The sequence below is a fragment of the Limimaricola variabilis genome, assembly GCF_034371605.1.
Classification (GTDB): domain Bacteria; phylum Pseudomonadota; class Alphaproteobacteria; order Rhodobacterales; family Rhodobacteraceae; genus Limimaricola; species Limimaricola variabilis.
Genome location: NZ_CP139691.1, coordinates 1,235,393 through 1,259,652 on the forward strand (window position 1 = coordinate 1,235,393; position 24,260 = coordinate 1,259,652).

The 24,260-nt window shown below is 67.8% G+C and carries 25 protein-coding genes; 14 read left to right on the plus strand and 11 right to left on the minus strand.

The annotated features are described in order from the left end of the window. Nucleotides 1-22: 22 nt before the first annotated feature. Together T8T21_RS06075 and T8T21_RS06080 are read left to right on the plus strand one after the other, a co-directional pair. Complete coding sequence (locus tag T8T21_RS06075) at nucleotides 23-703, plus strand: HAD family hydrolase (protein WP_322337203.1); 681 nt, start codon at nucleotides 23-25, stop codon at nucleotides 701-703. Further along, nucleotides 700-1,659, plus strand: a complete 960-nt coding sequence (locus tag T8T21_RS06080) for a sugar-binding transcriptional regulator (RefSeq protein WP_322337204.1) — start codon at nucleotides 700-702, stop codon at nucleotides 1,657-1,659. The genes T8T21_RS06075 and T8T21_RS06080 overlap by 4 nt, the downstream gene beginning before the upstream one ends. An 18-nt stretch (nucleotides 1,660-1,677) precedes the next feature. Here T8T21_RS06080 and T8T21_RS06085 read toward each other — a convergent pair whose 3' ends face one another. The 6 genes from T8T21_RS06085 to T8T21_RS06110 all read right to left on the minus strand — a co-directional run bounded on the left by T8T21_RS06085 (nucleotide 1,678) and on the right by T8T21_RS06110 (nucleotide 8,216). Beyond that, a complete protein-coding gene (locus tag T8T21_RS06085) occupies nucleotides 1,678-3,144 on the minus strand; it encodes a mannitol dehydrogenase family protein (protein ID WP_322337205.1) in 1,467 nt (488 codons plus the stop codon). Between the two features lie 32 nt (nucleotides 3,145-3,176). Next, the gene (locus tag T8T21_RS06090) at nucleotides 3,177-3,950 is read right to left on the minus strand and encodes an L-iditol 2-dehydrogenase (RefSeq protein WP_322337206.1); all 774 of its coding nucleotides are present in this window, start codon (nucleotides 3,948-3,950) and stop codon (nucleotides 3,177-3,179) included. Further along, nucleotides 3,947-4,951, minus strand: coding sequence for an ABC transporter ATP-binding protein (locus T8T21_RS06095; RefSeq protein WP_183474754.1), 1,005 nt, complete (start codon nucleotides 4,949-4,951; stop codon nucleotides 3,947-3,949). Before T8T21_RS06095 ends, T8T21_RS06090 begins: the two co-directional genes overlap by 4 nt. A gap of 11 nt (nucleotides 4,952-4,962) precedes the next feature. Next, a complete protein-coding gene (locus T8T21_RS06100) occupies nucleotides 4,963-5,793 on the minus strand; it encodes a carbohydrate ABC transporter permease (protein ID WP_183474485.1) in 831 nt (276 codons plus the stop codon). A 71-nt stretch (nucleotides 5,794-5,864) separates the two neighbouring features. Then, complete coding sequence (locus T8T21_RS06105; RefSeq protein WP_183474753.1) at nucleotides 5,865-6,737, minus strand: carbohydrate ABC transporter permease; 873 nt, start codon at nucleotides 6,735-6,737, stop codon at nucleotides 5,865-5,867. 168 nt (nucleotides 6,738-6,905) lie between these two features. Beyond that, nucleotides 6,906-8,216 (minus strand): ABC transporter substrate-binding protein, encoded by a 1,311-nt coding sequence (locus T8T21_RS06110; protein ID WP_183474752.1) that lies wholly within the window; start codon nucleotides 8,214-8,216, stop codon nucleotides 6,906-6,908. 208 nt (nucleotides 8,217-8,424) lie between these two features. Here T8T21_RS06110 and T8T21_RS06115 point away from each other — a divergent pair, with 208 nt between their 5' ends. The 6 genes from T8T21_RS06115 (at nucleotide 8,425) to T8T21_RS06140 (ending at nucleotide 14,537) form a co-directional block, all read left to right on the plus strand. Further along, complete coding sequence (locus tag T8T21_RS06115; protein ID WP_322337207.1) at nucleotides 8,425-9,729, plus strand: hypothetical protein; 1,305 nt, start codon at nucleotides 8,425-8,427, stop codon at nucleotides 9,727-9,729. After that, entirely contained in the window at nucleotides 9,726-10,478 is a 753-nt protein-coding gene (locus T8T21_RS06120) for a COG3904 family protein (RefSeq protein WP_322337208.1), read from the plus strand. The genes T8T21_RS06115 and T8T21_RS06120 overlap by 4 nt, the downstream gene beginning before the upstream one ends. A 57-nt stretch (nucleotides 10,479-10,535) precedes the next feature. Continuing rightward, nucleotides 10,536-11,573 carry an alanine racemase gene (alr, locus tag T8T21_RS06125; RefSeq protein WP_322337209.1) on the plus strand — a complete coding sequence of 346 codons (1,038 nt, stop codon included), beginning with the start codon at nucleotides 10,536-10,538 and terminating at the stop codon, nucleotides 11,571-11,573. A gap of 192 nt (nucleotides 11,574-11,765) precedes the next feature. Next, nucleotides 11,766-12,488: a DNA repair protein gene (locus tag T8T21_RS06130; RefSeq protein ID WP_183474779.1), complete on the plus strand. Its 723-nt coding sequence runs from the start codon at nucleotides 11,766-11,768 to the stop codon at nucleotides 12,486-12,488. Between the two features lie 88 nt (nucleotides 12,489-12,576). Next, a complete protein-coding gene (gene radA, locus T8T21_RS06135; RefSeq protein ID WP_183474748.1) occupies nucleotides 12,577-13,968 on the plus strand; it encodes a DNA repair protein RadA in 1,392 nt (463 codons plus the stop codon). An 8-nt stretch (nucleotides 13,969-13,976) separates the two neighbouring features. Further along, nucleotides 13,977-14,537, plus strand: coding sequence for a CvpA family protein (locus T8T21_RS06140; protein ID WP_322337211.1), 561 nt, complete (start codon nucleotides 13,977-13,979; stop codon nucleotides 14,535-14,537). 3 nt (nucleotides 14,538-14,540) lie between these two features. On the opposite strand, the gene T8T21_RS06145 is transcribed toward T8T21_RS06140, so the two are convergent. The 3 genes from T8T21_RS06145 to T8T21_RS06155 are packed head-to-tail and all read right to left on the minus strand — an operon-like array spanning nucleotide 14,541 to nucleotide 17,091. Then, entirely contained in the window at nucleotides 14,541-14,636 is a 96-nt protein-coding gene (locus T8T21_RS06145) for a DUF2474 domain-containing protein (RefSeq protein WP_183474746.1), read from the minus strand. Then, nucleotides 14,636-15,655 (minus strand): cytochrome d ubiquinol oxidase subunit II, encoded by a 1,020-nt coding sequence (gene cydB / locus T8T21_RS06150; RefSeq protein ID WP_183474745.1) that lies wholly within the window; start codon nucleotides 15,653-15,655, stop codon nucleotides 14,636-14,638. The genes T8T21_RS06145 and cydB overlap by 1 nt, the downstream gene beginning before the upstream one ends. Further along, nucleotides 15,655-17,091 carry a cytochrome ubiquinol oxidase subunit I gene (locus T8T21_RS06155; protein ID WP_322337212.1) on the minus strand — a complete coding sequence of 479 codons (1,437 nt, stop codon included), beginning with the start codon at nucleotides 17,089-17,091 and terminating at the stop codon, nucleotides 15,655-15,657. Before T8T21_RS06155 ends, cydB begins: the two co-directional genes overlap by 1 nt. A 213-nt stretch (nucleotides 17,092-17,304) precedes the next feature. On the opposite strand from T8T21_RS06155, the gene purF reads away from it, so the two are divergent. Further along, complete coding sequence (purF, locus tag T8T21_RS06160) at nucleotides 17,305-18,768, plus strand: amidophosphoribosyltransferase (protein ID WP_183474743.1); 1,464 nt, start codon at nucleotides 17,305-17,307, stop codon at nucleotides 18,766-18,768. A gap of 25 nt (nucleotides 18,769-18,793) precedes the next feature. Here the strand turns inward: purF and T8T21_RS06165 are convergent, their stop codons facing one another. After that, a complete protein-coding gene (locus tag T8T21_RS06165) occupies nucleotides 18,794-19,264 on the minus strand; it encodes a VOC family protein (RefSeq protein ID WP_322337213.1) in 471 nt (156 codons plus the stop codon). A gap of 48 nt (nucleotides 19,265-19,312) precedes the next feature. Beyond that, complete coding sequence (locus tag T8T21_RS06170) at nucleotides 19,313-19,942, minus strand: biotin transporter BioY (RefSeq protein ID WP_322337214.1); 630 nt, start codon at nucleotides 19,940-19,942, stop codon at nucleotides 19,313-19,315. Nucleotides 19,943-20,049: 107 nt separating this feature from the next. Here T8T21_RS06170 and T8T21_RS06175 point away from each other — a divergent pair, with 107 nt between their 5' ends. The 5 genes from T8T21_RS06175 to T8T21_RS06195 all read left to right on the plus strand — a co-directional run bounded on the left by T8T21_RS06175 (nucleotide 20,050) and on the right by T8T21_RS06195 (nucleotide 24,189). After that, a complete protein-coding gene (locus T8T21_RS06175; RefSeq protein ID WP_322337215.1) occupies nucleotides 20,050-20,649 on the plus strand; it encodes a hypothetical protein in 600 nt (199 codons plus the stop codon). Next, nucleotides 20,646-21,299: an SDR family NAD(P)-dependent oxidoreductase gene (locus T8T21_RS06180; protein ID WP_322337216.1), complete on the plus strand. Its 654-nt coding sequence runs from the start codon at nucleotides 20,646-20,648 to the stop codon at nucleotides 21,297-21,299. Before T8T21_RS06175 ends, T8T21_RS06180 begins: the two co-directional genes overlap by 4 nt. A 79-nt stretch (nucleotides 21,300-21,378) precedes the next feature. Further along, nucleotides 21,379-22,179 (plus strand): 5'/3'-nucleotidase SurE, encoded by an 801-nt coding sequence (surE, locus tag T8T21_RS06185; RefSeq protein ID WP_322337217.1) that lies wholly within the window; start codon nucleotides 21,379-21,381, stop codon nucleotides 22,177-22,179. Next, the gene (locus T8T21_RS06190; protein ID WP_183474737.1) at nucleotides 22,176-22,817 is read left to right on the plus strand and encodes a protein-L-isoaspartate(D-aspartate) O-methyltransferase; all 642 of its coding nucleotides are present in this window, start codon (nucleotides 22,176-22,178) and stop codon (nucleotides 22,815-22,817) included. Before surE ends, T8T21_RS06190 begins: the two co-directional genes overlap by 4 nt. Nucleotides 22,818-22,884: 67 nt before the next feature. Further along, the gene (locus tag T8T21_RS06195; RefSeq protein WP_322337218.1) at nucleotides 22,885-24,189 is read left to right on the plus strand and encodes a peptidoglycan DD-metalloendopeptidase family protein; all 1,305 of its coding nucleotides are present in this window, start codon (nucleotides 22,885-22,887) and stop codon (nucleotides 24,187-24,189) included. The last annotated feature ends 71 nt before the right edge of the window (nucleotides 24,190-24,260 follow it).

The following is a 24,260-nucleotide window of genomic DNA, read 5'->3' on the forward strand; positions in this document are numbered from 1 at the left end:
CGCGAACTGCATGGAGGATGGCATGGCGCGCGACTGGGACCTGATCATATTCGACTGCGACGGTGTACTGATCGACAGCGAGCTGCTGAGCGCCGAGGTGCTGATCGCTCTGCTGGCCACCGAAGGCGTCGAGATCGACTTCGACCACGTGCGCCGCAATTTTCTCGGCCGCAGCTTTCCCACCGTGGCCAGGCATATCCGCGAAGAGCTGGGTCATCCGCTCGCGCCGGAATTCGAAGCGCTCTACCGGTCCCGGCTGCTGGCGCGGTTCGAGACCGAACTGCGGCCGATGCCCGGGATCGCTCCGGCTCTGGCGCTGCTCGCCGCGCGCGGAATGCCGGTCTGCGTCGCGACCTCCTCTTCGCCTCAGCGCGCAGCGCGCTCGCTGGCCATCGCGGGCCTCGCGCCGGCGCTGCCGCATGTCTTCACAGCGAGCCAGGTCGAGCGCGGCAAGCCCGCCCCCGACCTGTTCCTGTTCGCTGCGGAGCGCATGGGTGCCACCCCTGGCCGCTGCCTGGTGATCGAGGACAGCCTGCCGGGGCTGGAGGCTGCCGAGGCGGCCGGCATGACGGCGGTGCGCTTCATCGGCGGCGGCCATCTCGCCGGCGCCACTCTCCGCCACGACCCTGATGTGCCGCTCCTGCGCGACTGGGCGGAGCTGCCAGCCCTGCTCGACAGTCTGCCCGCCCAGGAGGCCGTATGAGCCAGTCCCGCTTTACCCCCGAGGCGACGCGCCTCGATGATGCCGCGCGCGCGGGCTGGCTCTACTACGTCGCCGGCAACACCCAGGACGAGATCGCCAGAAAGCTGGGCGTCTCGCGGCAATCGGCGCAGCGGCTAGTGTCGCTCGCCGTGTCCGAAAAGCTGGTCAAGGTGCGACTCGATCACCCGATCGCCCGCTGCATGGACCTGTCGGGGGCCCTCGCGGAACGCTACAAGCTCAGGGTCAGCGAGGTCGTGCCTTCGGATCCCAACGCCCCGGAACTGCTGACGGGCATCGCCATCGCGGCCGCGGCCGAGCTGGAAAAGATGCTCAAGAGCCCCGACGAGAAAATCATCGCGCTGGGCACGGGACGCGCACTGCGCGCCTGTGTGGAGCAGTTGCCGCGCATGGATTGCCCGCAGCACCGGATCGTCAGCCGGCTGGGGAATATGATGTCGGACGGCTCGGCCACGCCCTACAACGCCGTGATCCGGATGGCCGAGCGGGTCGGCGCCAAGCACTACCCCTACCCGCTGCCGGTCGTGGCGCGCGACGAAGCCGAGCTTCAGATCATGCATGGGCAGGAGCCGGTGCGGCATACGATGGAGCTGTGCGCGCGCGCCGATCTGACGCTTGTCGGCGTCGGACAGGTCGGCGCGACCGCGCCGCTGCATGTCGATGGCTTCATGGAGGCGGCGGAAATGCAGATGCTCGTCGATCAGGGCGCTGCGGGCGAGATCACGAGCTGGGTCTATGATGCCGAGGGCCGGATCATGGACTGCGCCTTCAATGCCCGCGTCGCCTCGGCGCCATTGCCGGTGCAGGGCGGCGGGCCGGTGATCGGCCTCGCCACCGGCCCGGCGAAGGCTCAGGCGATCGCCGCGGCGCTGCGCGGGCGGCTGATCGACGGGCTGATCACCGACGAGGTGACGGCCGGGCGGTTGCTCAAGGCCTGACCGCCCGACCCGGTTTCATCACTTGGCGTAGCGGTCGAGCGTGGCTGCAACGCCGTCGGACCACAGCGCGCGCAGCTGGCGCGCGAAGGCATCGGCGAAGGCCGGCCGCTCGCCCAGATCACCGAACACCGTCTCGTTCGACAGGAAGGCCGCAGGATCGTCCTTGGCGGCCAGCGCCCGGCGCTTGAGGTCCTCGGCGTTGTCGTCATTGGGGGCGATCGCGTTGCCTTCTTCGTCGGTGCCGGCGCAGTAACGGCACCACAGCGCCACTTCGAGGGCGAGCCCATCCACGTTGCTGCCGGCGTCGAGCGCGTCGCGGATCACCGGCAGGACGAATTTGGGTTGCCGGTTCGAGCCGTCATGGCAAAGCCGCGGGATCGTGTCGCCGATCTCGGGGTTGGCGAAGCGCTCGGCCACCTTGCGGCGATAGGCCTCGAAATCGACGCCCTCGATCGGCGCCAGGGTCGGGATGATCTCGCGCGTCTCTAGAGCGGCGAGCCAGGCCACGATACGCGGATCGGCCATGGCGTCGTGCACGAAGTGATGCCCGAGCAGCGCCGAGGGATAGGCAATGGCGGCATGGCCACCATTGAGAATGCGCAGCTTCATCAGTTCGTAGGGCGCGACATCCTCGACGAACTCCGCCCCGACCTTCTCGAGCGCCGGGCGCCCCTGCGGGAAGTTGTCCTCGAGCACCCACTGCCGGAACGGCTCGCAGACCACCGGCGCCGCGTCGGTCACGCCGAAGCGGTCGCGCACCAGCGCGCGTTCGCGGTCCGAGGTCGCCGGGGTGATGCAGTCGACCATCGTGTTCGGGAAGGCCACGTTCGACGCGACCCAGCTGGCGAAATCCGCGTCCGACAGCTTCGCCAGCCCGACGACGGTCTGCTTGGCGACATGGCCGTTCTCGGGGAGGTTGTCGCAGGACATCACGGTGAACGGCGCGTTGCCAGCCGCGCGACGCTGCTTGAGCGCGGCGAGGATCATGCCGAAAGCCGTCTTCGGGCTGTCGGGGTTGGTGGCGTCGTGCCGGATATCGGGATGGTTCTCGTCGAAGCCGCCGCTGCGCGCATCGACGAACCAGCCGCCCTCGGTCACCGTGAGCGAAACGATGCGGATCGCCGGATCACTCATCCGCTCGACCAGCGCGGCGGAGTCGATCTCGGTAAAGTCGATCATCGCGCCGGTGACGCTGGCCGAAAGCCCTGCCGGGTCAAGCTCGACCACGGTGGTGAGCCAATCCTGCTTCTGCAGGGCGTCGCGCATCTTCGCGTCGCCGGGACGGACGCCCGCGCCGCAGATCGCCCAGTCATGGCTTTCACCGGTGGCGAAGAGCCGGTCGAGATAGACCGCCATATGGGCACGGTGGAAGTTGCCCACGCCGATATGGACGATGCCCGCGCTCAGCGCGTTCCGGTCGTAGCCCGGCCCCTTCACGGCGTCGGGAAGGCGGCCCAATGCTGCGGCGTTGAGATCAATGGCCATTGTCAGCCTCCTGTAAAATTGGGGAAAGAGCCTCAGCTCATCCACTGGCCGCCATCGACGTTGTAGGTCTGCGACACGATGTAGTCGGCCTCGTCCGAGGCCAGGAAAACGGCCATGCCGGTCAGGTCGTCCGGCGTGGCGAAACGGCCCGCGGGCACGCCCGCGGCGACCTCTGCCTTCTTCTGGCCCGGCTGCTTGCCCTCGAGCTTGGCGAACATGGAATCGACATGCTCCCAGTGCTCGCCATCGACCACGCCGGGCGCGATGGCATTGACGTTGATGCCGTGCTTGATGAGGTTCAGCCCGGCCGACTGGGTCATCGAGATCACCGCCGCCTTGGTCGAGCAGTAGACCAGCACCAGCGGCTCGCCGCGACGTCCGGCCTGGCTTGCCATGTTGATGATCTTGCCACCCTGGCCTTGGGCGATCATCTGCCGCGCCGTGGCCTGCATGGTGAACAACGTGCCGGCGACATTGACGGCGTAGAGCTTGTCATAACTCTCGCGGGTGATGTCGACGGTCTCGGCGGCATCGAACAGCGCGGCATTGTTGACGAGTATGTCGATCTTGCCCGCGTGCTCCACCACCGTGGCGATGGCGGCATCGATGCTGTCCTGACGGGTCACGTCGATCTCGACCGCGTAGGCGCCCGCGCCGATCTCGGCGGCGGCGCTCTGCGCCGCGCCGAGATTGATGTCCGCGATGGCGACCGTCGCGCCCTCACGGACATAGGCCTCGGCGAAGGCGCAGCCCAGGCCGCGCCCCGCACCGGTGATCAGCGCCGATTTTCCGGCGAGACGGCTCATGCGATCCGCAGCCCCTGCCCGTCGAAGCGATGCAGCTTGTCGGCCTGCGGGGTCAGGAACACGGTGTCACCGTGATGGAGTCCCACCTCGCCGCCGGCGCGGATGGTGATGGTTTCCGCCAGGCCCGTGTCGTGCACGTGGAAGAACGTGTCCGACCCCAGATGCTCGGCGACTCCGATCCGACCCTTCCAGGTGCCTTCGCTCGGCGACACGTCGATGTGCTCCGGCCGCACGCCGATCGTCTCGGCGCTGTGCTTCTTGGCCTCGGCGCCGTCGATCAGGTTCATCTTGGGCGAACCGATGAAGCCGGCGACGAAGGTGTTGCGCGGGTTGCGGTAGAGCTCGAGCGGCGAGCCCACCTGCTCGATGTTGCCGGCGCGCAGCACCACGATCTTGTCGGCCATGGTCATGGCTTCGACCTGGTCGTGGGTGACGTAGATCATCGTGGTATCGAGCTTCTTGTGCAGCTCGGAGATCTCCATCCGCATGCCGACCCGCAGCGCCGCGTCGAGGTTCGACAGCGGCTCGTCGAACAGGAAGGCCGCCGGTTCACGAACGATGGCGCGACCGATCGCGACCCGCTGACGCTGGCCGCCCGAGAGCTGGCCGGGACGGCGGTCGAGATAGTCGGTGAGGTTGAGCGCCCGTGCCGCGTTGTCGATGCGCCGCTTCTGCTCGTCCTCGGGCATGCCCGCCATCTTCATCGGGAAAGCGATGTTCTTGCGCACCGACATGTGCGGATAGAGCGCGTAGCTCTGGAACACCATGGCGAGGCCGCGCTTGGCGGGCGGCAGATCGGTGGCGGGCTTTCCGTCGATGCGGATCTCGCCGCCGGAGACGTCCTCGAGCCCGGCGATCAGCCGCAGCAGCGTGGACTTGCCGCAACCCGAGGGGCCGACGAAGACCACGAACTCACCGTCTTCGATGGTCAGGTCGAGGGGCGGGATGACCTCCACATCCCCGAATTTCTTGGTCACCTTGTCGAGCGTGATGCGTCCCATGGGTATATTCCTTATTTCACTGCGCCGAAGGTGAGCCCGCGGACGAGCTGCTTCTGGCTGAACCAGCCGAGGATGAGGATCGGCGCGATGGCCATGGTCGAGGCGGCCGAGAGCTTGGCGTAGAACAGGCCCTCGGGGCTCGAGTAGCTGGCGATGAAGGCGGTGAGCGGAGCGGCCTTGGCGGCCGTGAGGTTGAGCGTCCAGAACGCCTCGTTCCAGGCGAGGATGACGTTGAGGAGCAGCGTCGAGGCGATGCCCGGCACGGCCATCGGCGTCAGAACATGGATGATCTCGTCGCGCAGGGTGGCGCCGTCCATCCGGGCCGCTTCGAGGATCTCGCCCGGGATCTCCTTGAAGTAGGTGTAGAGCATCCAGACGATGATCGGCAGGTTGATCAGCGTCAGCACGATCACCAGACCGGTCTTGGTGTCGAGAAGGCCCACGTCGCGGAAGATCAGGTAGATCGGGATCAGCACGCCGACGGGGGGCAGCATCTTCGTCGACAGCATCCACATCAGCACGTCCTTGGTGCGCTTGCCGGGCACGAAGGCCATCGACCAGGCAGCCGGGATCGCGATGATCAGGCCCAGAACGGTCGAGCCGAGCGAGATCACCACCGAGTTCCAGAAGTGCCGGAAGTAGTTCGAACGCTCCTGCACGGTGGTGTAGTTCTCGAGCGTCCAGTCGAAGAACAGGAAGCTCGGCGGCGATGAGATCGCCTCGGCCTCGGTCTTGAAGCTGGTGAGGATCGTCCAGAGGATCGGGAAGAAGATCGCGAGGCCAACGGCCCAGGCGGCGATGGTGAAGCCGATCTTGCGGCGGGTGGAGACGGCGCGGGCCATGTCAGGCGCTCCCTCTGTTCGGCGTGCGGGGCGTGCGCGGGGTCAGGCCCCGCGCGGCGAAGGTGATCTGCTCAGGCATCGAGGTTCTTTCCGATCATCCGCATCAGGAAGATCGCGACGATGTTGGCGAGGATGATCGCGACCACACCGCCGGCCGAGCCGCCGCCCACGTCGAAGTTCAGCAGCGAACGGGCGTAGACGAGGTAGGTCAGGTTGGTCGAGGCGTTGCCCGGACCGCCATTGGTGGTCACCAGGATCTCGGCGAAGACCGACAGCAGGAAGATCGTCTGGATCAGGATCACCACGGTGATGGCGCGCGAGAGGTGCGGCAGGGTGATGTACCAGAACCGCGACAGCGCCGAGGCCCCGTCCATTTCGGCCGCTTCCATCTGCTCGCTGTCGAGCGACTGGATCGCGGTGAGCAGGATCAGCGTGGCGAAGGGCAGCCACTGCCAGGACACGATGCCGATGATCGAAGCCAATGGTGCCTGACTGAGAAAGTCGAATGGTGCCAAACCCACCGCCTTGGAGAACTCCGCGAAGAGCCCCGAGACCGGGTTCATGAACATGTTCTTCCAGACCAGCGCCGACACGGTGGGCATGACGAAGAAGGGCGCGATGACGAGGATGCGCACGATCCCCTGCCCCCAGATCGGCTGATCGAGCAGGATCGCCAGGAGGATGCCCCCGACCACGGTGATGATCAGCACCCCGCCCACGAGGAGCAGCGTGTTGATCAGCGCGGTGAAGAAGGCCGGGTTGTTGAAGAACAGCTTGTAGTTCAGCAGCCCGACGAAGCGCTCGGTGCCCGGCATCAGCAGGTTGTAGCGCAGCAGCGAGAAGTAGATCGTGAGCGCCAGCGGAACGATCATCCACGCCAGCAGAAGCACGACGGCGGGCGAAATCATGATCCGCGCGGCGGAGCGGGAATGTTGGGTGGCCATCGGTCTCTCCGATTGTCTGGGACGGGCGGCGGCGCGCGATCCCCCGACCCGGTCGCGAATGCGGCCGGAGAGGATGGCAGGCGGCGGCCCGTGACGATGATGGGGTGATCGGCGGGGGTCGGCGGGGCCGGCCGGGAGGGTCCGGCCCCGCCTGTCATGCGGTGGGGGTTACTGGCCGTAGCCCGCCGCCTGCATTTCCTGGGAGGTCAGCTCCTGAGCCGCCTGCAGCGCTTCTTCGGCCGACTTCTGACCGGCAAGCGCCGCCGAGAACTGCTGGCCCACCGCGGTGGCGATGCCCTGGAACTCGGGAATGGCGACGAACTGCACGCCGGTATAGGGCACCGGGTCCACGGTCGGGTTGTTCGGGTCGGCCGCGTTGATGCTGTCGAGCGTCATCTGCGCGAAGGGCGCCGCGTCCAGGTACTCCTGGTTCTCATAGAGCGAGGTGCGGGTGCCCGGCGGCACGTTGGCCCAGCCTTCCTTCTCGGCGACCAGCTCGGCGTACTCCTTGGAGGTCGCCCAGGCCACGAAGGTCTTGGCGGCGTCTTCGGCGTCGGTGCCGGCCGGGATGCCGAGGCTCCAGGCCCAGAGCCAGTTGCCGCGCTTGCCCAGACCGTTGTCGGGAGCGAGCGCGAAGCCCACCTTGTCGGCCACGGTGCTGTCATCGCCGGTCACGAAGGACGCGGCGACGGTGGCGTCGATCCACATGCCGCACTTGCCCTGCTGGAACAGCGCCAGGTTCTCGTTGAAGCCGTTGTTCGCGGCGCCCGGAGGACCGTAGTTGTTCAGCAGATCGAGATAGTCGGTCAGCGTCGCCTTCCAGGCCTCGCTGTCGAACTGCGGCTGCCAGTTCTCGTCGAACCAGCGGGCGCCGTAGCTGTTCGACATGGCGGTGAGGAGAGCCATGTTCTCGCCCCAGCCGGCCTTGCCGCGCAGGCAGATGCCGTAGACCTCGTTCTCCTTGTCGGTCATCGCCGCGGCGGCTTCCTTGATGAAGTCCCAAGTCGGCGCGTCGGGCATCTCGAGCCCGGCCTCTTCCATCAGGTCGGTGCGATACATGACCATGGAGCTCTCGCCGTAGAACGGCGCGGCATAGAGCGTGCCGTCGACCGACAGGCCACCGGCGATGGCCGGCAGGATGTCGCCGGCGTCATATTCCTCGGGAAGGTCGTCAAGCGGGACAAGCCAGTTCTGCTTGGCCCAGATCGGAACCTCGTAGGTGCCGATGGTCATCACGTCGTACTGGCCGCCCTTGGTGGCGATGTCAGTGGTGACGCGCTGACGCAGCACGTTCTCCTCAAGGGTCACCCAGTCGAGTTCGATGTCCGGATGCTTCTCGGTGAAGTCCGAAGACAGCTCCTGCATGCGGATCATGTCACCGTTGTTCACGGTGGCAATGGTCAGGGTCTCTGCCTGCGCAATGGCGGCCATGCCGCACAGCGCGGTCGCCCCCATGAGGATACGGGTCGTCTTGGTCATGTCTCTCCTCCCAAGTTCTGCCAGGGCATTTGCCTAGCCGATGAGCAATTACTCACCGATTTAGTGAGTCGTGTCAAGCCGCACGCATGGCGGCATTGCGGCGGGCGCATGGTTAACCCTAGGTGAATGGCCGAGTCGTGATAGGGGCGGCCTTCGCATTCCGGCTCGGTCGATCTAGGCTGCATGGCGGATCACAGGGGGGCCGATCATGGATGAGGAGCGAGGCCGCGCCGCGGCGCGGAGCCTGCGCCATGCGCGCGAGATCGAGGGACATCTCGATTGGCTCGACAGCTTCACCGGCACGGCGCTGGGCGTGCTGTCGGTGGCCAGCGGCATCTACACCTATCTCGGCGTCTCGACGCTGCTTGACGATACCGGCGCGCTGTCGGTCTTCGCGGCGATGGCCTATTCGATCGCGGTCTCGGTCGGGATCTTCGTGTTCTGGTCCTACATGCTGCGCCTTTTGCCCGCGATGCGCTCGGCCGGGTCCCGGATCGGGCTCGCCGCCTCCATGGCATTGGGATCGCTGGCAATCGTGGCGATGTCGTCTTGGCTCAACGCCGCGGCGCTTGCCGGGGCGGCGGCGGTCGAGCAGCATCTGGCGACCACGGTTCAAAGCTACCAAGGCGCGCTGGAACGGGCGAACACCATCGCCGTTTCGGCGCAGGGGCTGGGCCGCGACGTCGCCCGGGTCCGCAGCAGCTTCGAGGATCTGGGCGAACAGGAAGCCAGCGGCGGGCTATCGGGCTTTGCCGGTCGCGGGGCGGTGTTTCGCCTGCTGCGCCAGAAATCCGACGAGCTCTCCGCGCTCGAAGCGCAAATTACCAGCCAGCAGCCGTTGCTCGACGCGGCCTTCGCCGAGGGCAACGCGATCCTCAGCCGGATGCGCGCGCTCACCGTCGAGCCCGGACCGGTCGAAGCCCGTTCGGTCGAGTTCTCCGAAGAGGCAGTGCGGCTCGCAGGCGTCATCACGACGCTTCGTCAGCTGTCTGTGGCGCCCCTCGTGGTCCGCGCGGCCAGCGACCTGTCCGCATCGGTGGTGCTACCGCAGCTCGACGGCGGCGACGACGCGGCGCGGTCCGGGCAACAGGCGACCATCGATTCGGTCCTGACCGTGCTGGGCCAGCGGGCCGAAACCCTGCGCCGCGCCGCCGAGACGGTGATCGCGATGCCCCCGCCCGCCGACACCACCTATACGCCTATCTCGGCTGCGGACGCGGTCATCCTCTATGCCCGCAACTTCGTGCCCTCCTGGGCCGGCGCGATCGCCATCGACCTGCTGCCGGCCGTGCTCGTGCTGATCGTCGCGGTCGCGCAGGCAGCGATGCGCTCGGGCCGCGAGGGTGTGGCGGTCGAGGAACGGATGACGCTCGCGGAGCTGCGCGGGGCGCTACTGGCGCTGCGCGATATCGAGGCGGCGGCGCCGGACGGGCCGCTCGTACGAGAGGAAACCGGCGCGGAGCCGCCGGGCGACCGGCCCCAAACGGTCGAGATCGCGCGGCCGGCCGAATGAGCGGGCCGCGCCGCTGGCTCGTGGCGGTGCTCGCGGCCGAGATCGCGCTCGGGGCGCTGCTCTTCAGCGGCGATCTGAGCCGGGCCCTGCCCCGCATCGCCTGGCCCTCCACCGCCCCCCAGCTGACCGAACCGGCCCGCCCCGGCGACCAGACCCGTCGCTTTCGCCCCGACCAGCTGCCGGTCAGGCAGCGGCCCGATGGCACGCCACTGCCCGACACCGCCGACATGCCCGAGCGGCTACAGATCGAAACGGTGGAGGACGGGCTGCATCTATGGGGTCGCATCGCGCCAGGCGACGCGGCCCGGCTGGCCGAGAGGCTCGAACGCCGCGACGAGGCGGACATCACCATATGGCTCGACAGTCCCGGTGGTTCGGTCACCGACGCGCTGGAGATCGGTCGGGCTCTGCGGGCCGGCGGCTTCGACACCGCCATGCGAACCGGCGCCGTCTGCCTCTCTGCCTGCCCCTACATCCTCGCCGGGGGTGCCACGCGGCGGCTGGAGGATGGCGCAATGGTAGGTGTGCACCAGCATTACTTCGACCAGAACGTCGCCTTGCCTGCCATTTTCGCGGTCGAGGACATCCAGCGGGGTCAGGCCGAAGTAATGGGCTATCTCATCGAGATGGGGATCGACCCGGCGCTGATGCGCCACGCGCTCGCCACGCCCCCGGACGAGATCTACCTGCTCTTGCCGGAGGAGCTGGAGCGCTACGGCATCGTCGAGACGCCCGCACCCGCCGGTTGACGCGGCGCCGCCGGGCAGCCTCTTGACGCGACGCGCGCCTCTGTCACAAGGCAGGGCATGAGCACTGGCGCCCTTACCATCGATCTCGACGCGCTCGCCGCCAATTGGCGCGCGCTTGACGCCATGACCGGTTGCGAGACCGGCGCCGTGGTCAAGGCCAACGGCTACGGGCTGGGCGCAGGACGCGTCGCCCGCAAGCTGGCCGAAGCGGGGGCCCGACGGTTCTTCGTCGCGGTCGCCGAGGAGGGCGCCGCCGTCCGTCGCGCCGTCGGACCCGAAGCCGAAATCTACGTTTTTGCAGGACATATGGAGGGTGATGCCCGCCGCCTGAGCGAAGCCGGGTTGATCCCGATGCTGAACTCGATCGATCAGCTGGCGCGCCACATGGAGGCCCTGCCGGGCCATCCCTTCGGCATCCAGCTCGACACCGGGATGAACCGTCTCGGCTTCGAATGGGCGGATTGGGCCGAAGCCGCGCCGATCGCCCTCGACAACGGGCCGCTCTGGCTGATGAGCCATCTCGCCTGCGCCGACGAGCCGGACCACGAGATGAACGCCTACCAGCTCGACATCTTCCGGCAGATGACCGACGGGCTGGGCGTGCCCCGCTCCCTCTCGGCCACCGGCGGCATCCTGCTCGGTCCCGATTACCATTTCGACATGACCCGCCCGGGCATCGGCCTCTATGGCGGGCTGCCCTTCGAGGACGCCCAAGCAGTGGTCCGCCTCGACCTACCCGTGGTCCAGTGCCGCGACCTCGTGGCCGGTGAGGTGGTCGGCTATGGCAATTCCTGGCAGGCCGACCGGCCGAGCCGGATCGCCACGATTTCCGGCGGCTATGCCGATGGGCTGCTCCGGTCGCTGTCCGGCAAGGCCACCTTCTGGCACGGGGACACGCCCTGCCCGCTTGTCGGTCGGGTCTCGATGGACCTGATCACCGTGGACGTTACCGATCTCGAAGGTGATCCGGCCTACCTGACCCTGCTCGGTCCGCACCAGGGCGTCGATTCGCTGGCTCGCGATGCCGGCACGATCGGCTATGAGGTCCTCACCTCGCTGGGTCGGCGCTACGTTCGCCTCGAGAATCCGGCCTGATCAGGGCGACCAAGGTCCGCTTGGATCAAATTTGACGACAATCGCATCACAATTCACCGTGATGACGTCCTTTCAGGAACCGGCAAGGAGCCGCCGAGGTTAGAGTGGAAACTGACACATCCGTGCCGGAGACCGCTCGTGCCAAAGTCCAGCCCTGCCGCCCTCGCCACACGTGCCTTGCAGCTGATCGCCATGGCGGTCCTCGCGATCGCCGCCGCCGCTGCCTTGGCCGCGACCATTGCCGCCGCGCTGGGCTATCTGCCCTGGCTCGAACTGACCGCCCGGTTCGGCGAGACCGCCGTGCCGTGGGCCGGGATGGCGCTCCAGATTTTCCTGACCACCCTGCTCGTGACGCTGGTGTTCTTCCTGCCGTCCTCGGGCCGAGTCCTCGCGCTTGAGAACAGCCACCGCAACTTCCGCATCTCGATGAACGACGTGGCACGCGCCTACCATGTCGCCCACACCGCCGATCGGGCCGGTGTCTTCACCATGTCGTCCGAGTTCGACGCGGTCCGCGAACGACTCGCCTTCCTGCGTGATCATCCCGATCTCGGTCATCTCGAGCATGAGGTGATGGAGGTCGCGGCACAGATGGGGGAGCAGGCCCGCGAGCTTGCCGACATCTACTCGGACGAGAAGGTCGCCCGCGCCAAGAAATTCCTCGCCGCACGGCAGGAGGACGCCGAGCGCCAGCAGGAGCGCATCATCGAGGCGCTGCATATCTGCCGCGAGCTCAAGCGTTGGTCCGACCAAGTCGAGCTGGAGGAAAGCGTTGTCGCCAGCCAGTTGGCCCAGCTCGACGACCAGCTGCGCGAGATCCTGCCGGAACTGGGCTACGATGCCACCAAGCGCGACAGCCACACCCCGGAGGAGGACGCGCCCAAGGTGGTCAACATGAAGCCCGCGGCCGAGTAATAATCGGGTCAACGCAAGGTGAACATTCATGGCCCGGCGCGCTGCGCCGGGCCATTGCTCGTCCCGCCCCGATCGGTGAAAAGACCCCATGGCCAAGGATCTTGCTTACGTCTGCACCGAATGCGGCGCGACCCATTCGAAATGGTCGGGGCGCTGCGACGCCTGCGGCGCGTGGAACACCATTCAGGAAGAGGCACCGCTGACCGCGGGTCCGGGCGCCAAGGCGCTCGGCGCGCAACGCGGCCGAAAGCTTGTGCTGACCGATCTTGCCTCCACCCCCGAAGCGCCGCCGCGCACCGTGTCCGGCGTGGCCGAACTCGACCGGGTCCTTGGCGGCGGTCTCGTTGCGGCCTCGGCGCTATTAGTGGGTGGCGATCCCGGCATCGGTAAGTCGACCCTGCTTCTGCAGGCCGCGGCCCGCTTTGCCCGAGGGGGCCTCAAGGTAATGTACGTCACCGGCGAGGAATCGGCGGCGCAGGTGCAGATGCGCGCCCAGCGCCTCGGCCTCACCGAAAGCCCGGTCACGCTCGCGGCCGAGACCAACCTGCGCGACATCCTGACCACGCTCGATGCCGAGCGGCCGGACCTCGTGATCATCGATTCGATCCAGACCATGTGGTCCGACAAGGTCGAGGCCGCGCCCGGCTCGGTCAGCCAGGTGCGCACCGCGGCGCATGAGCTGACGACATTCGCCAAGACCCGCGGCATCGCGGTCATCATGGTCGGCCACGTCACCAAGGAGGGCACGCTGGCGGGTCCCCGGGTGGTCGAGCACATGGTCGATTGCGTGCTCTACTTCGAGGGCGAGCGCGGCCACCAGTTCCGTATCCTGCGCGCCCACAAGAACCGCTTCGGTCCGGCAGACGAGATCGGCGTGTTCGAGATGACCGGCAAGGGGCTCGCCGAGGTCAAGAACCCCTCGGCGCTGTTCCTCTCCGAGCGCGACACCGCGGCGCCCGGCTCGGTCGTCTTCGCCGGCATCGAGGGCACGCGCCCGATCCTGTGCGAGATCCAGGCACTGGTCTCGCCCGCCGCGCCGGGCCAGACCAGGCGCTCGGTCGTGGGCTGGGACGGGGGCCGACTGGCGATGATCCTCGCCGTGCTGGAGGCCCGATGCGGCGTCTCCTTCTCCGGTCTCGACGTCTATCTCAACGTCGCGGGCGGCCTCCGGATCACAGAGCCCGCCGCCGATCTCGCGGTCGCCGCGGCGCTGATCTCGGCCCGCGAGGACAGTGCCTTGCCGGTCGACTGCGCGATCTTCGGCGAGATTTCTCTCTCCGGGGCGGTGCGGCCCGTGGCGCAGATGGAAAACAGGTTGAAAGAAGCCGCGAAACTTGGTTTCACGCAGGCGATCCTGCCACAGCGCCCCAAGCGCCGCGCGGCGGCGGAGATGGCGGCCGGGCTGGAACTGCGCGAAATGCGCGACCTGCCAGGCTTCGTCGACACGGTGTTCGGATTGGCGCCGGGCGAACGGGAATAAGGGCTCTCATGGAAAGTTTCACGATCATCGACGGCATCGTCGCGCTCATCGTCGTGGTGTCGGCGCTTCTCGCCTATTCGCGCGGATTGGTGCGCGAGGCGCTCGCCATCGCTGGCTGGATCGGCGCGACGATCCTCGCCTTCATCTTTGCCGACCAGGTGCGGCCGCTGGTGCGGCAGATCCCGGTCGTCGGCGACTTCATCGGTGACAGCTGCGAGCTGTCGATCATCGCCGCCTTCGCGGTGGTCTTTGCGGTGGCGCTGGTCATCTTCTCGATTTTCACGCCGGTCTTCTCCGGCGCGGTGCAGCGTTCGGCGCTGGGCGGCATCGACCAGGGCCTCGGCTTCCTGTTCGGCGTGGGGCGCGGCATTCTGCTCGTCGCGGTGGGCTTCTTCGTCTACGAGGTGATCCTCTCGGCGCAGCAGATCCCGATGGTCGAGAACAGCCGCGCCGCGGCGGTGTTCGGCCAGATCACCGAAAGCTTCTCGACCGAGGAGCCGCAGGCGGCGCTGGCCTGGGTCACGCTGCAATACGAGCAACTCGTCGGCCTTTGCGGCGCGCCGGCCTGATCGCTAGAGAATGACGGCGCGGATGGCATAGGCCACCGCGCCGACAACCCCGACCCCCATTGCCCAGAGCGCGATGAACCAAAGCACCCGCTGCAACATCAGTGGTAGCCTTTCTCGGGGTCGAGCTTTCCGCGGAAGACCCAGTAGGCGTAGGCAGTGTAGCCGAGGATGATCGGCACCAGCACGATCGCGCCCACGAACATGAAGAGCTGGCTCTTGGCCGGTGCGGCCGCTTCCCACAGGGTGATCTCCTGCGGCACCGCCAACGGCCAGATCGAGATCCCCAAGCCCAGAAAGCACAATGCGAAGAGCACCAGCCCGAGAATGAAGGGCAGTCGGTCGCGTTCGGGGTGGAACAGCGTGCGGAACAGCAGCAGCGCGATCCCGGCGATCAGGATCGGCACCGGCGCGGTCAACGCGATCTGCGGCCAGTCGAACCAGCGCGCGGCGTAGCCCGCGCCAAGGAACGGTGTGGCAAGGCTGACCGCTGCGATGCCAATGATCGTCGCCACGAAGAAGCCACGCGCCATGATCCGAACCCGATGCTGGATCTCGCCCTCGAGCTTCATGTTGAGCCAGCAGGCCCCCAGAAAGGCGTAGCCCGCAACCACCGCCACGCCGCACAGGATCGAGAACGGGGTGAGCCAGTCCCACCAGCCGCCCGCATAGGCGCGGCCCTCGACTTCGATCCCCTGCAGGAAGGCACCGAGGATGATCCCCTGCGCCAGCGCTGCCGTAACCGAGCCACCGATGAAGGCCGCGTCCCAGGCTCGCTTGGACAGTCGCGAATTGGCACGCCAGCGATATTCGAAAGCGACGCCCCGGAAGATCAGCGCCAGCAGCATCGCGATGATCGGTGGATAGACCGCCGGCATGATTATGGCATAGGCCATCGGGAAGGCGGCAAAGAGTCCGCCGCCGCCCAACACGAGCCATGTCTCGTTGCCGTCCCAGACCGGTGCGACCGAGTTCATCATGATGTCCCGGTCCGACTTCTCCCGGAAGAACGGGTAGAGGATACCGATCCCGAGATCGAACCCGTCCAGCACGACATAGACGAAGACCGAGAAGGCCAGCAGCAGGGCCCAGGCGATAGTGAGGTCGATGGAGTAGAACATCACGGGGTCTCCGGGGCGATGTCATGACCGCTTTCGCGCATCTGGTTCTGCGGCGTCACGCCGGCGGTGCGGATCGGGCCCGGCTCGACCCGCACGCCCCGCTCGCCCAGCGCCGGCGCATGGTGCATGAGCTTGAGGATATAGGCGACGCCGGCGCCGAAGATGACGAAATAGATCACCACGAAGGCGATCAGCGAGGCCCCCACCGCGCTGGCGCCCAGAGGCGAATGCGCCTCGGCGGTCCTGAGCGCTCCATAGACCACGTAGGGCTGCCGCCCGACTTCGGTGGTGATCCATCCCGCGATCACCGCGACCAGCCCCGAGGGCCCCATCACCAGCGCCGCGCGGTGCAGCCAGGGCGCTTCGAAAAGCCGCTTTCGAAACCGCGCCCAGAGCGACCATATCCCGATCCCCAGCATGGCAAAGCCGATCCCGACCATGACCCGGAAGCTCCAGAACACCACCGCCACGGGCGGCTGCTCGTCGCGCGGGATGGTGTCGAGCCCGTCGAGCGGGGCGTCGAGGTGGTGCTTGAGGATCAGCGAGGACAGCTTGGGGATGCCGACGGCGTATTTTAGCTCCTGCGCCTCTTGATCCGGAATCCCGAAGAGGTAGAGCGGCGCGCCGTCGGGATGGCTCTCGAAATGCCCCTCCATCGCCATGACCTTGGCGGGCTGGTGTTCGAGCGTGTTGAGACCATGCGCATCGCCGAGGAAGATCTGGACCGGCGCCACGATGGCGGCCATCCACATCGCCATGGAGAACATGGTGCGCACGCCGGGATTCTCGTGCTGCCCGCGCAGCAGGTGCCACGCCCCGACCCCGCCGACGATGAAGGCGGTGGTGAGATAGGCCGCGGTCAGCGTATGCGCGAGGCGGTAGGGAAAGGACGGGTTGAAGATGATCGCCCACCAGTCCTCGGGCACGAACTGGCCGTTCTCCGCCACGGCAAAGCCCTGCGGCGTCTGCATCCACGAGTTCACCGACAGGATCCAGGTGGCCGAGATCGCCGTGCCCACCGCGACCATCAGGCAGGCGAACATGTGCAGCCCTGGCCCCACCTTGTCGCGGCCGAAGATCATGATCCCCAGGAACCCGGCCTCGAGGAAGAAGGCGGTCAGCACCTCGTAGGCCATCAGCGGCCCGATCACCGGCCCGGCGATGTCGGAGAACACCGACCAGTTGGTGCCGAACTGGTAGGACATGGTGATCCCAGAGACGACGCCCATGGCGAAAGTGATGGCGAAGATCTTCAGCCAGTACTTGAACAGCCGCAGATAGGCCTCGTCCTTGGTCCACAGGAACAGCCCGTTGAGCACCGCGAGAAAGCTCGCCAGCCCGATCGAGACCGCCGGAAAGATGAAATGGAAGGCGACGGTGAAGCCGAACTGCATCCGCGCCAGCATGACCGCGTCGAAGCCGAGAAAGGTGTCCATGGCCGGGTTCCTTGTGCCTTGACCCTGACTTAGGGACCTATCTGCCCCTGACAACGCGACATCGTGACCCTGCGGCACGCGGTCCGGCTTGCGCTGCGCCGCTGGATTGGGCATTGGGCGACCCGACGGAAAGGATGATATGATCCTTTCGTGACACTCGGACGCGGAGGTCGTAAACGGACCCCGCAACGCACCGGATTCGGAGCCAGCCAGATGCGCGATTTCCCCGCCCACCCCTTCGATGACGACAAGCTCAAGGAGGAATGTGGCGTATTCGGCGTTATCGGCGTCGCGGACGCCGCGAACTTCCTCGCGCTCGGGCTGCACGCCCTGCAGCATCGCGGCCAGGAAGCCGCCGGCATGGTCACCCACGACCCCGAAGCCGGCTTCTGCTCGGCCCGCCGGATGGGTTACGTGCGCGACAACTTCACCTCGCGCGAGGTGCTCGAGACCCTGCCCGGCACGCTCGGCATCGGCCATGTCCGCTATTCGACCTCGGGCCACAAGGGCCAGACCGCGATCCGCGACGTGCAGCCCTTCTTCGGCGAATTCTCGATGGGCGGCGCCGCCGTGGCCCATAACGGCAACCTGACCAACGCCGCCGCGCTGCGCCGCGAGTTGATCGAGCGTGGCTCGATCTTCCAGTCCTCCTCGGACACCGAATGCATCATCCACCTGATGGCGCGCTCGATGGGTCGTTCGATCCCCGACCGGATGGAGGAAGCGCTGCGCAAATGCGAAGGCGCCTTCTCGATCGTCGCGATGACTCGTACCAAGCTGATCGGCTGCCGCGATCCGCTGGGCGTGCGCCCGCTGGTGCTGGGCAAGCTGGGCGATGGCTGGGTGCTATCGTCGGAGACCTGCGCGCTCGACATCGTCGGCGCCGAGCTGGTGCGCGAGATCGAGCCGGGCGAGATGGTGGTGATCACCCCCAAGGGCGTCGAGAGCAACTTCCCCTTCAAGAACCGCGCTTCGCGCTTCTGCATCTTCGAGCACGTCTATTTCTCGCGCCCCGACAGCATCCTCGGCGGCCGCTCGGTCTATGAGACGCGGCGCCAGATCGGCGTCGAACTGGCCCGCGAGGCCCCGGTCGAGGCCGATCTGGTCTGCCCGGTGCCCGATTCAGGCACGCCAGCGGCTATCGGCTACAGCCATGAGAGCGGTATTCCCTACGGCATGGGGATCATCCGCAACCAGTATATGGGCCGGACCTTCATCGAGCCCTCCGAGCAGATCCGCAACATGGGCGTGCGGCTCAAGCTCAACGTCAACCGCGCGCTCATTCGCGGCAAGCGGGTGATCCTCGTCGACGACTCGGTGGTGCGCGGCACCACCTCGCGCAAAATCAAGGAAATGATCCTCGATGCGGGCGCGGCCGAGGTGCATTTCCGGATCGCCTCTCCGCCGACCGCCTGGCCCTGCTTCTACGGCGTCGACACGCCCGAGCGCGAAAAGCTGCTGGCCTCGCATATGAGCGAGGAGGAGATGCGCCGCCATCTCGACGTGGATAGCCTCAAGTTCATCTCGCTGGACGGCCTCTACCGCGCGGTCGGCGTGTCCGAGGGCCGCGATCCCAAGGCGCCGCGCTATTGCGACGCCTGCTTCTCTGGCGACTATCCGGTGGTGCCGGCGGACATGGTCGACAAGGGCTTCCAGCTCAAGACCGCCGCCGAGTGAGATCGCGCGCGGCGCGGTGGTGGCCTCATTCGGCCTCCCGCGCCGCCGCTTCCAGCACCGCGATGTCGATCCGGCCCATTTCCATCATCGCCTCGGCCATGCGCCCGGCCGCGTCGCGGCTGGCGCGGGCGAGCATGTGCGGCAACGCCTCGGGCAGGATCTGCCAGGACAGGCCGAAGCGGTCTCGCAACCAACCGCAGCGCCCGCCTTCCCCGCCATCCGCCGTCAGCGCCGCCCAAAGGCGGTCTGTCTCGGCCTGATCGCGCGTCATCAGGGAAATCGGCACGGCCTCGGTCAATCGCAGATGCGGGCCGCCATCGAGCGCCAGATAGGCCGCGCCACCGAGCGTGAAGGCGACCACGGTCGCCACCTCGTCATTGGGTCGGCGCAACATCTCGTCGATCCGGCTGTCCGGCAGGAGCGTGACGTAGAACGACGCCGCCTCCTCGCACTGGCCGTAGAACCAAAGACATGTCCGCTGCGGCGACCACCCCATGCGCGTGCCTCCCTTTCGGCAAGGCTACATGCCGCGGGGCCACCTGTCTCAACCGCCGCGAGGCGGTGCTTCCGGCTGAGCGGTCATCCGCCGCCCATACCATGGCGGCACCCCGCGCCGCTCCAACTCGCCCCCGACCAGCCGCGCCACGAGCACCGCAAGCGTGGTCTTCACCAGCTTGCCGACGAGGAACGGCGCCGCGCCGGTCATCACGGCGGCACCGAGCGTCAGCGACGTGCTCGCCGCGAGCCACAGAACACCCGGCACCAATAGCGCCAGGGACGGCAGGAAGGCTGCGACGTACAAGGCTCCGAAGCTGTGCCGCCGCAACCGGCCGACCAGCCATGCGGTCATCCATGCCATGCCGACGAAGCCCCACAGATAGCCCGCCGTGGGCCCAGAAAGCGCCGCAAGGCCGCTATTGCCACCGGCGAACAACGGCAACCCCGCCGCCCCCAGCGCCAGATAGGTGAGGAGCGTCACCGCCGCCAGCATCGGCCGACACAGGAGCCCGATCACCGAGACGGCGAAGGTCTGGAGCGACATCGGCACCGGATACATCGGCACGTCGATCTGCGCCGCCAGCCCCACCAGCAGCGCCCCCCCCAGCGCGATCCCGACCGGGACGAACAGGCTCTCTCTCCAGAGGGTTCGGACCAGTACGCGCGTTCCGTTCATGAGGCCGCTCCTCGATCTTGGTACCGGGTCAGGGTCATCGGCAGCCCCCGTCGGGTCAAGCCCGCAGGCCTTGCCGGGCCGGGGATAATGCTTCAAATGCAGGAGAAATGATCGACCATCCGCCCCCCCTTTCTGCGCCGGAGCGCCCGGACCTCGTGCTCGTGCTGTGCACGGGGCGCTGCGGCTCGACGACGTTGGCCCGGGCCTGCGCGCATCTCGACGGCTGGAGCGCGGCGCATGAAAGCCGGACCCATCTGGTCGGCGCGGCCCGGCTTTCCTACCCGTCGCGCCACATCGAGATCGACAACCGGCTGAGCTGGTATCTGGGGCGGATTGGCCGCGACATTGGTGACCGTGCGGCCTATGTGCACCTGACCCGTGATGCTGAGGCGGTGGCACAGAGCTTCGCGCGTCGCGCCAATCAGGGCATCATGCGCGCCTGGCGGCAGGACGTGCTGACCCACACCCGTTGGCGGGAGCCGAAGGCTTCACTGATCGAGCAGTGCCGGGACCATGTCGAGACCGTCACCGCCAATATCGAGGCCTTCCTCGCCACTCGCCGCCACGTGATGACGATGCGACTGGAGACGATCGAGGCCGATTTCGAGCGCTTCATCGGCTGGATCGGCGCACAAGGCGATCTCGCCGCCGCCCGCGCCGAACTGGCGCGCCGCCACAACGCGACCCAAGGAGACACCCCGGCATGACCGATACCGCCAAGCCCGTCCTGATCACCGGCGCCAGCCGCGGCCTCGGCGCCGCCCTGGCCGAGGCGCTGGCGCCGGGCCGCCACATCGTTGCCGTGGGCCGCACGACCGGTGCGCTCGAAGAGCTCGACGACCGGATCCGCGCCGCCGGCGGCCAGGCGACGCTGGCACCGATGGACATCACCGTCCCGGAAGCGATGCAGCAGCTCTGCCGCTCGATCCATGACCGCTGGGGCGGGCTGTCGATGTGGGTGCACACCGCCATCCACGCAGGCCCCCTCGCCCCGGCGCCGCATCTGGCCGACAAGGATCTCGACCGATCCATCGCCACCAACCTGCGCGCCACGGCGCGGTTGATCGCCTATGTCGCGCCGCTTCTGGGCCAAGACGGGCGGGCGGTGTTCTTCGACGACCCCATGGGCGGCGAGAAGTTCTTCGGTCATTACGGCTCGACCAAGGCCGGTCAGATGGCGCTGGCGCGGAGCTGGCAGGCCGAGACGGTGAAGACCGGGCCGCAGGTCCGCATCCTGGCCCCGCACCCGATGCCCACCGCGACCCGCGCCCGGTTCTACCCCGGCGAGGACCGCAAGCCGCTGGCCGACATTCGGGCCGAGGCGGCGCGGCTGCTGCCCGAAATCCTGGCGGACTGAGCGCCCCGGCGCGCCTGCCGCGCGCAGCGCTTGCCGCATCCCGGCGGCTCCCGTAACAAGGGGCCAAAGGGGGCCCGGCATGCGTATTCTCATCACCAATGACGACGGCATCAACGCGCCCGGGCTCAAGGTGCTCGAGGAGATCGCCGCCGAGATCGCCGGCCCCTCCGGCGAGGTCTGGGTCGTGGCCCCCGCCTTCGAGCAATCGGGCGTGGCCCATTGCATCTCCTACACCCATCCCACGATGATCGCAGAGCTGGGCCCGCGCCGTTTCGCGGCCGAGGGCAGCCCGGCGGATTGCGTGATGGCCGGGTTGCACGACGTGCTGGCCGACGGCCGCCCCGACCTAGTGCTGTCCGGCGTCAACCGCGGCAATAACGCCGCCGAGAACGCCATGTATTCCGGCACGGTGGGTGGCGCGATGGAGGCGGCGCTGCACGGGCTGCCCGCGATCGCGCTGTCGCAGTTCTACGGCCCCGGCAATGCGAGACGCGACGACCCGTTCGACGCGGCCCGCCGGCACGGCGCCGCAACGGTACGGCGCCTGCTCGATCATGGGATCTGGGACGCGGATGCAGATTACCGGCTGTTCTACAACGTCAACTTCCCCGCCCTGTCGGCGGCCGAGGTGCGCGGTCTGAAGGTCGGGCGGCAGGGCTTCCGCCGCGAGACCAGCTTCGGGGTCGAGCCGCATGTCTCCCCGTCCGGGCGGCGGTTCTTGTGGGTGCGTGGCGGGCGGCAGGACGTCCCGACCGGCCCCGGCACCGACGCGCAGGACAATCTCGACGGCTACATCTCGGTGGTGCCGATGCGCGCCGACCTGACCGCCCATGACGCGCTCGACGCGGTGAGCGCCGCGCTCGGAGATGCCGTGGCATGAGCTTCGACGCCGACGCCAAGATGAAGTTCCTCTATGCGCTGCGGTCGCACGGGGTGACGGATGCGCGGGTGCTCGACGCGATGGAAAAGATCGACCGTGCCCGCTTCGTCAAAGGCCTGTTCGCAGAGCGTGCCTATGCCGACATGCCGCTGCCGATCGCCTGTGGTCAGACCATCTCCCAGCCCTCGGTGGTGGGACTGATGACACAGGCGCTCGACGTACAGCCGCGTGACAAGGTGCTCGAGGTCGGCTGCGGCTCGGGCTACCAGGCCGCGATCCTGAGCTATCTGGGCCGACGGATCTACACCATCGACCGGTTTCGCAGCCTGGTCGCCGAGGCCCGCACGATCTTCACGGAACTGGACCTGCCCAACATCACGGCGATCACCGCCGACGGCTCGCACGGGCTGCCCGAGCAGGCACCCTTCGACCGCATCATCGTGACCGCCGCCGCGGAGGATCCTCCGGGGCCGCTCTTGGCGCAGCTCCGGGTGGGCGGTATCATGGTGCTTCCGGTCGGGCAGTCGGATACGGTGCAGAGCCTGATCCGGGTGACGCGGAACGAAACCGGCTTCGATTACGAGGAGCTGCGCGCTGTGCGTTTCGTGCCCCTCGTCGAGGGGCTGGGTCAGGATTGAGGGCACGCGCCCACAGGCATGAAACCCCCGGACGACACGGGGGAAATCGGGAAACGAGGTCAGATCGATGCAGAACACATCACTCCGCCGGGCGTGGCGCCTGCTGTCTTGCTCCACGGCGCTGGCGCTGTTGGCGGCTTGCGCGGAGCCCTTCGACCCGGACCTGCGCGACATGGGCAACGGCTTCGACACCTCGGCCGACGCTCTGAACCCCGCGCCCCGGCCCCGGCCCGATGATCGCGGTGTCATCTCCTACCCCAACTACCAAGTTGCGGTCGCCCGCGAGGGCGACAGCGTCGTGACTCTGGCGAACCGGCTCGGCCTCGAGCCGGCCGCGCTGGCACGCTACAATGGCATCGCCGCGAATGCGGGCCTGCGCGGCGGCGAAGTGATCGCCCTGCCCAGCCGCGTGGCCGAACCGTCGCCTGCCACCGGCGCCACCGTCACCGGCCCGATCACCCCGTCCAACACCGGCACGCCGCCCGTCAGCACCGGCCGGATCGACGTCACCACGCTGGCAGGCGCAGCGATTGACCGTGCCGCGCCGCAGGCGCAGCCTACCTTCCCGACCCCGGCTCCGGCCCCTCAAACCCCGGCCGCCAGCGCCACCGCCAGCTCGACCCCGACGGTGCGCCCAGTGCAGCCCACGGGTCAGGAGCCGGTGCGGCATCAGGTCGGGCGCGGCGAGACCGCCTATTCGATCGCGCGACTCTACAACGTGCCGGTGCGCAGCCTCGCGGAGTGGAACGGGCTGGGCTCGGACCTCGCGGTGCGCGAGGGGCAATTCCTGCTGATCCCGCCAGCCGCCGCCGCAACCGCTTCGGCGGCCCCCGCACCGGCGCCTGCCCCCGCCTCGGTAACGCAGCCCGGTCAGGGCAGCCCGACGCCGACCCCGCCCTCGGCCTCGGCGCCGCTGCCCGAGGAACGTCCGGCTGCGGTCGCCGCCGCGACGCCCAGCACGCCCCAGACGCCTGCCCCGGCGCCCACGCCTCAGCCCGTGGCCGAGCAATCGGCGCCCAAGCCATCTGCGATGGCGATGCCGGCGCAGGGCAGCATCATCCGCGCCTACGCCAAGGGCCGCAACGACGGCATCGACATCGGCGCCCCGGCGGGCAGCGCGGTTAAGGCCGCCGCCGCCGGCACCGTGGCGGCGATCACCACCAACACCGAAGGCATCCAGATCGTCGTGATCCGCCATCCCGACGAGCTGCTCACGGTCTATACCCACGTGGTCGACCTGACCGTCGAGCGTGGCGCGTCGGTCTCCAAGGGCCAGACCATCGGCAAGGTGAAGGCCGGCTCGCCCAGCCTGCTGCATTTCGAAGTGCGCAAGGGCATGGAGAGCCAGGACCCGACCAACTACCTGCCCTGATCGCCCGAACAGGATCCCAATACGCGAAGGGCCGCTCCGAGGAGCGGCCCTTTCGTCGTTCAATCCGGCGT

What these genes read in the sequence shown, in the direction of transcription:
- T8T21_RS06095 (WP_183474754.1), bottom strand. Translation starts at nt 4,951, where the DNA reads ATGGGACGCATCACGCTCGACAAGGTGACCAAGAAATTCGGGGATGTG.
- T8T21_RS06080 (WP_322337204.1), top strand. Translation starts at nt 700, where the DNA reads ATGAGCCAGTCCCGCTTTACCCCCGAGGCGACGCGCCTCGATGATGCC.
- T8T21_RS06130 (WP_183474779.1), top strand. Translation starts at nt 11,766, where the DNA reads ATGGCGGTCCTCGCGATCGCCGCCGCCGCTGCCTTGGCCGCGACCATT.
- T8T21_RS06100 (WP_183474485.1), bottom strand. Translation starts at nt 5,793, where the DNA reads ATGGCCCGCGCCGTCTCCACCCGCCGCAAGATCGGCTTCACCATCGCC.
- T8T21_RS06075 (WP_322337203.1), top strand. Translation starts at nt 23, where the DNA reads ATGGCGCGCGACTGGGACCTGATCATATTCGACTGCGACGGTGTACTG.
- T8T21_RS06110 (WP_183474752.1), bottom strand. Translation starts at nt 8,216, where the DNA reads ATGACCAAGACGACCCGTATCCTCATGGGGGCGACCGCGCTGTGCGGC.
- T8T21_RS06190 (WP_183474737.1), top strand. Translation starts at nt 22,176, where the DNA reads ATGAGCTTCGACGCCGACGCCAAGATGAAGTTCCTCTATGCGCTGCGG.
- surE (WP_322337217.1), top strand. Translation starts at nt 21,379, where the DNA reads ATGCGTATTCTCATCACCAATGACGACGGCATCAACGCGCCCGGGCTC.
- purF (WP_183474743.1), top strand. Translation starts at nt 17,305, where the DNA reads ATGCGCGATTTCCCCGCCCACCCCTTCGATGACGACAAGCTCAAGGAG.
- T8T21_RS06145 (WP_183474746.1), bottom strand. Translation starts at nt 14,636, where the DNA reads ATGTTGCAGCGGGTGCTTTGGTTCATCGCGCTCTGGGCAATGGGGGTC.
- T8T21_RS06180 (WP_322337216.1), top strand. Translation starts at nt 20,646, where the DNA reads ATGACCGATACCGCCAAGCCCGTCCTGATCACCGGCGCCAGCCGCGGC.
- alr (WP_322337209.1), top strand. Translation starts at nt 10,536, where the DNA reads ATGAGCACTGGCGCCCTTACCATCGATCTCGACGCGCTCGCCGCCAAT.
- T8T21_RS06155 (WP_322337212.1), bottom strand. Translation starts at nt 17,091, where the DNA reads ATGGACACCTTTCTCGGCTTCGACGCGGTCATGCTGGCGCGGATGCAG.
- T8T21_RS06120 (WP_322337208.1), top strand. Translation starts at nt 9,726, where the DNA reads ATGAGCGGGCCGCGCCGCTGGCTCGTGGCGGTGCTCGCGGCCGAGATC.
- radA (WP_183474748.1), top strand. Translation starts at nt 12,577, where the DNA reads ATGGCCAAGGATCTTGCTTACGTCTGCACCGAATGCGGCGCGACCCAT.
- T8T21_RS06170 (WP_322337214.1), bottom strand. Translation starts at nt 19,942, where the DNA reads ATGAACGGAACGCGCGTACTGGTCCGAACCCTCTGGAGAGAGAGCCTG.
- cydB (WP_183474745.1), bottom strand. Translation starts at nt 15,655, where the DNA reads ATGTTCTACTCCATCGACCTCACTATCGCCTGGGCCCTGCTGCTGGCC.
- T8T21_RS06140 (WP_322337211.1), top strand. Translation starts at nt 13,977, where the DNA reads ATGGAAAGTTTCACGATCATCGACGGCATCGTCGCGCTCATCGTCGTG.
- T8T21_RS06085 (WP_322337205.1), bottom strand. Translation starts at nt 3,144, where the DNA reads ATGGCCATTGATCTCAACGCCGCAGCATTGGGCCGCCTTCCCGACGCC.
- T8T21_RS06195 (WP_322337218.1), top strand. Translation starts at nt 22,885, where the DNA reads ATGCAGAACACATCACTCCGCCGGGCGTGGCGCCTGCTGTCTTGCTCC.
- T8T21_RS06115 (WP_322337207.1), top strand. Translation starts at nt 8,425, where the DNA reads ATGGATGAGGAGCGAGGCCGCGCCGCGGCGCGGAGCCTGCGCCATGCG.
- T8T21_RS06090 (WP_322337206.1), bottom strand. Translation starts at nt 3,950, where the DNA reads ATGAGCCGTCTCGCCGGAAAATCGGCGCTGATCACCGGTGCGGGGCGC.
- T8T21_RS06105 (WP_183474753.1), bottom strand. Translation starts at nt 6,737, where the DNA reads ATGGCCACCCAACATTCCCGCTCCGCCGCGCGGATCATGATTTCGCCC.
- T8T21_RS06165 (WP_322337213.1), bottom strand. Translation starts at nt 19,264, where the DNA reads ATGGGGTGGTCGCCGCAGCGGACATGTCTTTGGTTCTACGGCCAGTGC.
- T8T21_RS06175 (WP_322337215.1), top strand. Translation starts at nt 20,050, where the DNA reads ATGATCGACCATCCGCCCCCCCTTTCTGCGCCGGAGCGCCCGGACCTC.